This is a genomic window from Nocardia miyunensis NBRC 108239 (assembly GCF_001613065.1).
In the GTDB taxonomy this organism is placed as follows: Bacteria; Actinomycetota; Actinomycetes; order Mycobacteriales; family Mycobacteriaceae; genus Nocardia; species Nocardia miyunensis.
In genome coordinates, this window is the sequence record NZ_BDBQ01000050.1 from 72048 (window position 1) to 79018 (window position 6971).

General features: G+C 65.9%; 7 protein-coding genes. 6 read left to right on the forward strand and 1 reads right to left on the reverse strand.

The window, feature by feature from the left end; all coding sequences use genetic code 11:
- The first annotated feature begins 17 nt into the window (after positions 1-17).
- Genes narH through NM2_RS22205 form a run of 4 tightly spaced genes read left to right on the forward strand, consistent with a single transcriptional unit; the run spans position 18 to position 3411 of the window.
- Positions 18-1763 (forward strand): nitrate reductase subunit beta, encoded by a 1746-nt coding sequence (gene narH / locus NM2_RS22190; protein ID WP_067672038.1) that lies wholly within the window; start codon positions 18-20, stop codon positions 1761-1763.
- The gene (gene narJ, locus NM2_RS22195; RefSeq protein ID WP_067672041.1) at positions 1760-2440 is read left to right on the forward strand and encodes a nitrate reductase molybdenum cofactor assembly chaperone; all 681 of its coding nucleotides are present in this window, start codon (positions 1760-1762) and stop codon (positions 2438-2440) included. Before narH ends, narJ begins: the two co-directional genes overlap by 4 nt.
- Positions 2437-3174: a respiratory nitrate reductase subunit gamma gene (narI, locus tag NM2_RS22200; RefSeq protein WP_067672043.1), complete on the forward strand. Its 738-nt coding sequence runs from the start codon at positions 2437-2439 to the stop codon at positions 3172-3174. Before narJ ends, narI begins: the two co-directional genes overlap by 4 nt.
- Before the next feature lie 24 nt (positions 3175-3198).
- A complete protein-coding gene (locus NM2_RS22205) occupies positions 3199-3411 on the forward strand; it encodes a hypothetical protein (RefSeq protein WP_067672105.1) in 213 nt (70 codons plus the stop codon).
- 1 nt (position 3412) lies between these two features.
- On the opposite strand, the gene NM2_RS22210 is transcribed toward NM2_RS22205, so the two are convergent.
- Positions 3413-4384: an NAD(P)H-dependent flavin oxidoreductase gene (locus NM2_RS22210; protein WP_067672046.1), complete on the reverse strand. Its 972-nt coding sequence runs from the start codon at positions 4382-4384 to the stop codon at positions 3413-3415.
- Positions 4385-4678: 294 nt separating this feature from the next.
- On the opposite strand from NM2_RS22210, the gene NM2_RS22215 reads away from it, so the two are divergent.
- Positions 4679-6160 carry a nitrate/nitrite transporter gene (locus tag NM2_RS22215; RefSeq protein WP_067672049.1) on the forward strand — a complete coding sequence of 494 codons (1482 nt, stop codon included), beginning with the start codon at positions 4679-4681 and terminating at the stop codon, positions 6158-6160.
- Between the two features lie 40 nt (positions 6161-6200).
- A partial coding sequence (locus tag NM2_RS22220) for an NAD(P)/FAD-dependent oxidoreductase (RefSeq protein WP_169816221.1) occupies positions 6201-6971 on the forward strand: 771 nt, incomplete at its 3' end.

The window sequence follows — 6971 nt, forward strand, 5'->3', positions numbered from 1 at the left end:
GGAAGTGGAGTACTGATATGCGTGTCATGGCACAGATGGCCATGGTGATGAACCTGGACAAGTGCATCGGCTGTCACACCTGCAGCGTCACCTGCAAACAGGCGTGGACCAATCGCGGCGGCACCGAGTACATGTGGTTCAACAATGTGGAAACTCGTCCGGGACAAGGATATCCGCGGCAGTACCAGGATCAGGAGAAGTGGAAGGGCGGCTGGCGGCTCACCAAGCGCGGGCGGCTCACCCTGAAGTCCGGATCGCGAATGAAGCGACTGCTCAACATCTTCGCCAATCCGGATCTGCCCACGGTCGAGGACTACTACGAGCCCTGGAGTTACGACTACGACAACCTGCTCTCCGCCCCGGCCATGGACACCACCCCCGTGGCGCGGCCGAAATCGCTGATCACCGGGCAGGATACGACGATCACCTGGGGTGCGAACTGGGACGACGACCTGGGCTCGGGCCCCGAGCAGGTCGGCCGGGATCCGCTGCTGGCCCGGCTCTCGGAGCAGGTCAAGCTGGAATTCGAGCAGACCTTCATGTTCTATCTGCCCAGGATCTGCGAGCACTGCCTGAATCCGTCGTGCGTGGCCTCCTGCCCGTCCGGCGCGATCTACAAGCGGTCCGAGGACGGCATCGTGCTCGTCGATCAGGACCGGTGCCGCGGCTGGCGGCAGTGCGTCACCGGATGTCCTTACAAGAAGATCTATTTCAACCACAAGACGGGTAAGGCGGAGAAGTGCACGTTCTGCTACCCGCGGGTGGAGGTCGGCATCCCGACGGTCTGCTCGGAGACCTGTGTGGGGCGGCTGCGCTATATCGGCGTGATGCTGTACGACGCGGACGCCGTGCTCGAGGCGGCCTCGGTGACCGATCCGAAGGATCTGTACCCGAGCCAGCTCGGGGTGTTCCTCAACCCGCACGATCCGCGCGTGGTCGCCGAGGCCGAACGCGCCGGGATCAGCCCGGACTGGATCGAGGCCGCGCAGAATTCGCCGGTCTACAAGCTGATCGTGGACTATCAGATCGCCCTGCCGCTGCATCCGGAATACCGCACCATGCCGATGGTCTGGTACGTGCCGCCGCTGTCTCCGGTGGTGGAATCGCTCTCGGAGACCGGCCACGACGGCGAGGACGCCTCGAATCTGTTCGGCGCCATCGACGCGCTGCGCATTCCGATCGAATATCTCGCCGAATTGTTCACCGCCGGTGAGATCGGGCCGGTGCGCGCGGCCATGCAGCGGCTCGCCGCGATGCGCTCGTTCATGCGGTCGGTGAATCTCGGTAAGGAACCCGATCCTTCGATCGCGCCGTCGGTGCGGCTCGAGCCCGAGGAGATCGAGGCGATGTACCGGCTGCTGGCCATCGCGAAATACGAACACCGGTACGTGATTCCGCAGGGTGCGACGTCGCAGGCACACGAATTGGATTCGCTCGCCACCGGATGCAGCCTGGATACCGACGGCGGGCCGGGTATGACGGCCTTCGACACGATGGTCGAGAAGTTTCATCTCATCGACTCCAATGACGCCGCGCCGGAGGAGAAGACGAATCGGATCAATCTGCTGAACTGGGACGGCCGCAGCACCGACGGCCTCGTCCCGACGGCCGCGAACGGCAACGGTCACTCGGGGAACGGAACGGGTCCCGCGTCAAATGGCAACGGAGCCAACGGAAGTCGAGCCGAAACCAACGGCAGCGGTCACCCGGAGACCGCGTCGACCGACGACACGACACCGATTTCGAGCGGGGCCAAGCGATGACCTTGTTGAAGATACGCCGCCGCCCCGAACCGGCCGTGCGGATGTCCGAGCGGGATCGACGCCTGATCTGGCGCAGCGCCGCCCTCCTGCTGGACTACCCCGACGAGAATCTGCTCACCGCCGTCGACGGAATCAGCGACGCGGCGGCACATCTCCCCGATGAAGCACGAATCCCGTTGCAGCGCTTCCTCACCCACATCAGAGCGTCGTCACCGATCGAACTCGCCCAGCAGTACGTCGAGACCTTCGACATGCGCCGCCGATCCAGCATGCACCTGACGTTCTACGCCTACGGCGACACCCGCAAACGCGGTATGGCCCTGCTGCGCTTCAAACACGCCTATCGGCACGCGGGCGTCGAACTCGACGACCGGGAGTTGCCCGATCACCTGCCCGTCCTGCTCGAATTCGCGGCGATGGTCGACCCGATCGGCGGCGAACGCCTGCTCGGCGAGCACATCCCGGTCATCGAACTGCTGCGATTGTCCCTGAGCGACAACGGATCTCCCTACGCCGACGTCGTGGCCGTCGTGCTATCCACGGTGCCGCCGCTGACAGCCGCGGACCGCCGCCGCATCGTCGAACTGGCCGCGGCCGGACCGCCGGACGAGGAGGTCGGAATGGACCCCTACACGATGGATCCCGCCCTGTTCGACGGATCGCAGGCCCGGCGATGAGTACCGACATCTGGCTGATCCTGCCGTATATCGCCTTCACCTCCTTCGTCCTGGGCCATCTGTGGCGGTATCGCACGGACCAATTCGGTTGGACCACAAGGTCTTCGCAGCTGTATGAGAGCCGGTTGCTGCGACTGGGCAGTCCGCTGTTCCACTTCGGCATGCTCGGCGTCATCGGCGGTCACGTCCTGGGTGTGCTGATCCCGCAATCCTGGACCGATGCCGTGGGTGTGTCCGAGGAGCTGTATCACGTGGTCGCGGTCTCGGCGGGATCGGTCGCCGGGCTCGCGGTCATCGCCGGAATCGCGATCCTGCTGTATCGCCGTATCACGGTGCCCGCCGTGCGCAAGGCCACCACCAACAACGACAAACTCATGTACGTGCTGTTGGCGGCCGCCTTGATCACCGGACTGCTCAACACCGTCGGCAGCAATCTGCTGTGGGGCACCTACAACTATCGCGAGACCGTATCCCCTTGGTTCCGTAGCATTTTCACGCTGCACCCGCATCCGGAACTGATGGTCGGCACACCGTGGACATTCCAGGCGCACGGGGTGATCGTGCTGACCCTGATCGGCCTGTGGCCCTACACCCGGCTCGTGCACATGTTCAGCGCGCCGATCGGCTACCTCACCCGCCCGTACATCGTCTACCGGGCCAAGGCCGTCGAACGTCCGGACCACAGTCGCTATGCCAAGGCATGGGACGCGCCCGTGACTCCCGATCGCTGGTGAGCGCCGTGCGCGATCATGGATCGCATGGCCCATGATTCATCGGAGAAGCCGGATCCGGTAGCGATCCTGCGACGCTGGGAGGATTCCGGCGCGGTGTGGCGGGTGCTGAACCGCCGCGACGACCGGGTGACCATCGTGCTCTACCAGTGCACCGGCGGTGAGGAAGTGGACCGGTTCACCTCGGGCGATCCGGAGCTGCTGCGTTTCCTCGGCGACCGGCGCGGCAGCGAGGATTGAGCTACCGGACCTCCCGCGAGAGCAGTCGCGCGGCTCCCGCGCACAACGTCTCCAGCACCCGCGCAACGGGTTCGGCGGCGGTCACCAGGCCGACGCCCTGACCGGCATCGATCGGGGTCACCCGCCGATCCTCGCGGGCGATCCCGACGCCGAGCGCATCGCGTGCGGCCGCATCCCGCGACAGTTCCTCCTCCCGGCCGGTCCAGCGCTCGGCGAACTCGTTGCGCAGCACCCGGGCGGGAAACCTTGTCGCCCAAGGCAATCCCATACCGACGTCGAAAGCGCGAGTGAGGATCGTATCGGTGCCCCGCGCGGCGATCATCGCCGTCCGGCCCTCCTGGGACAGTAGCGATTCCGGGCAGGCGGCCAGGCAGGTGCCGAGCCACGCGCCCGCCGCCCCGGCGGCCAGCACCGCGGCCAGGCTCGCCGCCGACCCGATTCCCCCGGCCGCCAGGACCGGCACCGACACCGCGTCGACGACCGCGTCCAGCAGCGGCAGCGTGGCCATCTCCACCGCACCGTGCCCGCCGCCCTCCGTTCCGCGAGCCACCAGGACCTCGACACCGGCCCGTTCCGCGCGCCGGGCCTCCTCGGCGTTGTAAACCTGTGTGGCCGTGCGGATTCCGGCGCCACGGACGCGGGGAACCCAGGACATGTCCGTCCCGAAACTCACCGAGATCAGCACCGGCCGCGCGGCGATGGCCCGGTCGAGCAGTCCCGGCGCAGCGGCGATCACCCAGTCCACCAGTCCGATCCCGAACGCCCCCGGGTCATCGCCCAACCGCCCGAGCTCACGTTCGAGCGCGGCCACCGACCCGGCGCTGCCCATCCCGATCATGCCCAGACCACCGGCCGCGGTGACGGCCGCGGCCAGCCGCCCGCCGGCGACCCCGCCCATCGGCGCGTTGACCACGGGAATCCGCAGGCCCATATCCCGCGACCAGGCAGTCCAGAGGGACGACGCGGCTACCATTGGGCGACTTCCTCGCACGATGACATGCACTCATACCAGCACATCAGGGGCATCCCGCGCCTCGCGGGCCGATCCCGCGCCACGGTCGGCCCGGCCCCTCGCGCCGTGCCCCTCACTCGTGCACTCCGCAACGTCCCGATACTTCGTGACGGGCACACAACCGCGGTGTCACATTCCCGAAACAAACGTCGTGATCTCACGACACGCACCGCATATCCGTGCGGAACCGTTGACGTCTCGGACATTCCACGCAGCATGGCGGAAATACCCTTTTCCTACTGTTGAGCCAACCTGATGTGGGAGGCCCCGTTGAGCACGCTGTCGCGAAATCGCAATATCGAAAATTGGGACGCAGAGGACGTCGAGACATGGGAGGCAGGTGGTAAGAACATCGCCAGGCGAAACCTGCTGTGGTCGGTATTCGCCGAGCATATCGGCTTCTCGGTCTGGTCGATCTGGTCGGTCATGGTGCTGTTCATGCCCGCCGATAAATTCGGCATCGATCCGGCCGGGAAATTCTTCCTCGGTGCGGTACCGACATTGGTCGGCGGATTTCTGCGGATCCCGTACACGGTCGCGACCGCGCGATTCGGCGGCCGCAACTGGACGATCTTCAGCGCGATCATGCTGCTGATCCCAACCCTGCTGACGCTGTATTTCATCAACCATCCAGGCACCTCGTACACGACCTTCATCGTGATCGCCGCACTCGCCGGATTCGGCGGCGGCAATTTCGCCTCGTCGATGACGAATATCAACGCCTTCTACCCGCAGCGGCTCAAGGGCTGGGCGTTGGGCATGAACGCGGGCGGCGGCAACCTCGGTGTGCCGGTGATCCAGCTGATCGGCCTGGCGGTGATCGCCGCGGTCGGCAACGCCTACGGGAACGCGTCGATCGTCTGCCTGGTCTACCTGGTGCTGATCGCGCTGGCAGGCGTCGGCGCGGCGCTGTACATGGACAATCTGCGCAACCAGAAGGCCGATCTGTCCTACATGATCACCTCGTTGAAGGTGCCGCAGTCGTGGGCCATCGCGTTCCTGTACATCGGCACCTTCGGCTCGTTCATCGGCTTCAGCTTCGCGTTCACCCAGGTTCTGCAGATCAGCTTCAAGGCCGGTGGCGAGAGCGTGGCCCACGCGTCACTGCACGCGGCGCAGATCGCGTTCATCGGCCCGCTGCTCGGCTCGCTGATGCGCCCGTACGGCGGCAAGTGGTCCGATCGCTTCGGCGGCAGCCGGGTCACGCTGTACACGTTCCTGGGCATGATCGTGGCCGCGGTGGTGGTGGGTATCGCCGGAATGATCGGTGACGCGCACGGCGGCGTGCCGACCGGCGGTGCGATGGCGGCGCTGGTCGCCGGATTCATCGCGCTGTTCCTGCTGTCGGGTATCGGCAACGGTTCGGTCACCAAGATCATCCCCTCGGTGTTCGAAGCGAAATCCAAGAGCCTGCAAGCGGATTCGGCGACACAGGCGGCCTGGTCGCAGAACACCTCCGGCGCGCTGATCGGTTTCGTCGGCGCGGTGGGTGCGCTCGGCGGCGTAGGCATCAACCTGGTCCTGCGTTCCTCCTACGCCTCGACCAAATCCGCGACGACCGCGTTCTGGGTGTTCATGGGCTTCTACGTGGTCTGCGCGATCGTGGTGGCGGCGGTGTTCCTGCGACGGCCGCACGCATCGCGCACTCCGGAGGCCTCCACTCTGGTGACGGTGACGGAGGCTCTGTCCGGTGCCGAAACCACCGCGGTACAGGAGCATTCGGCTCGTTCCATCTGACCCGAGAAGCCAGTGCCCGATCAGCCAGGGAGGACATCCTATGCATTCCACAGCCGAATCCGCTTGCAGGACAGTGGTCGTCGCCGGTCATGGCATGGTCGGGCACCGGTTCGCGGAGGCGTTGCGCTCCCGCGACGCCGACGGCCGCTGGCGGATCGTCATCATCGGTGAGGAATCACTGCCCGCATACGATCGCGTCGGACTGTCCTCGTATATCGACGGTTGGAATCCGGACGCACTCGCCCTGCCCGGCAACGTGTTCGACGGTGACGAGCTGGTCGAGCTGCGGCTGGGCGAACGGGTGGAGCGGATCGACCGGGCCGCTCGCACGGTGACGACCTCGATCGGCGAGGTGATCGCCTACGACACACTCGTTCTGGCGACCGGCTCGTATCCGTTCGTCCCGCCGGTGCCGGGACATGAACTGCCGCAGTGTTTCGTCTACCGGACCATCGAGGATCTCGATCGCATCCGCGCCGCCGCACAGGCGGGCGGACCGGGTGCGCGCGGTGTGGTGATCGGCGGCGGGCTGCTGGGTCTCGAGGCCGCGAACTCGCTGCGGCTGCTGGGGTTGGAAGCTCATGTCGTGGAGTACAACGACCGGCTGATGCACAACCAGGTCGACACCGGTGGCGGTGCCGTGCTGGAGAAGTTGATCACCGATCTCGGGTTGCGGGTGCACACCGGTGTCGGCACCTCCTCGATCGAGCCCACGGAAGATGGTGCGGGAGTCCGTGTTTCGCTTTCGGACGGAACTTCGATCGATGCTGCCGCCGTAGTGTTCTCGGCGGGCGTTCGCCCGCGCGACGAA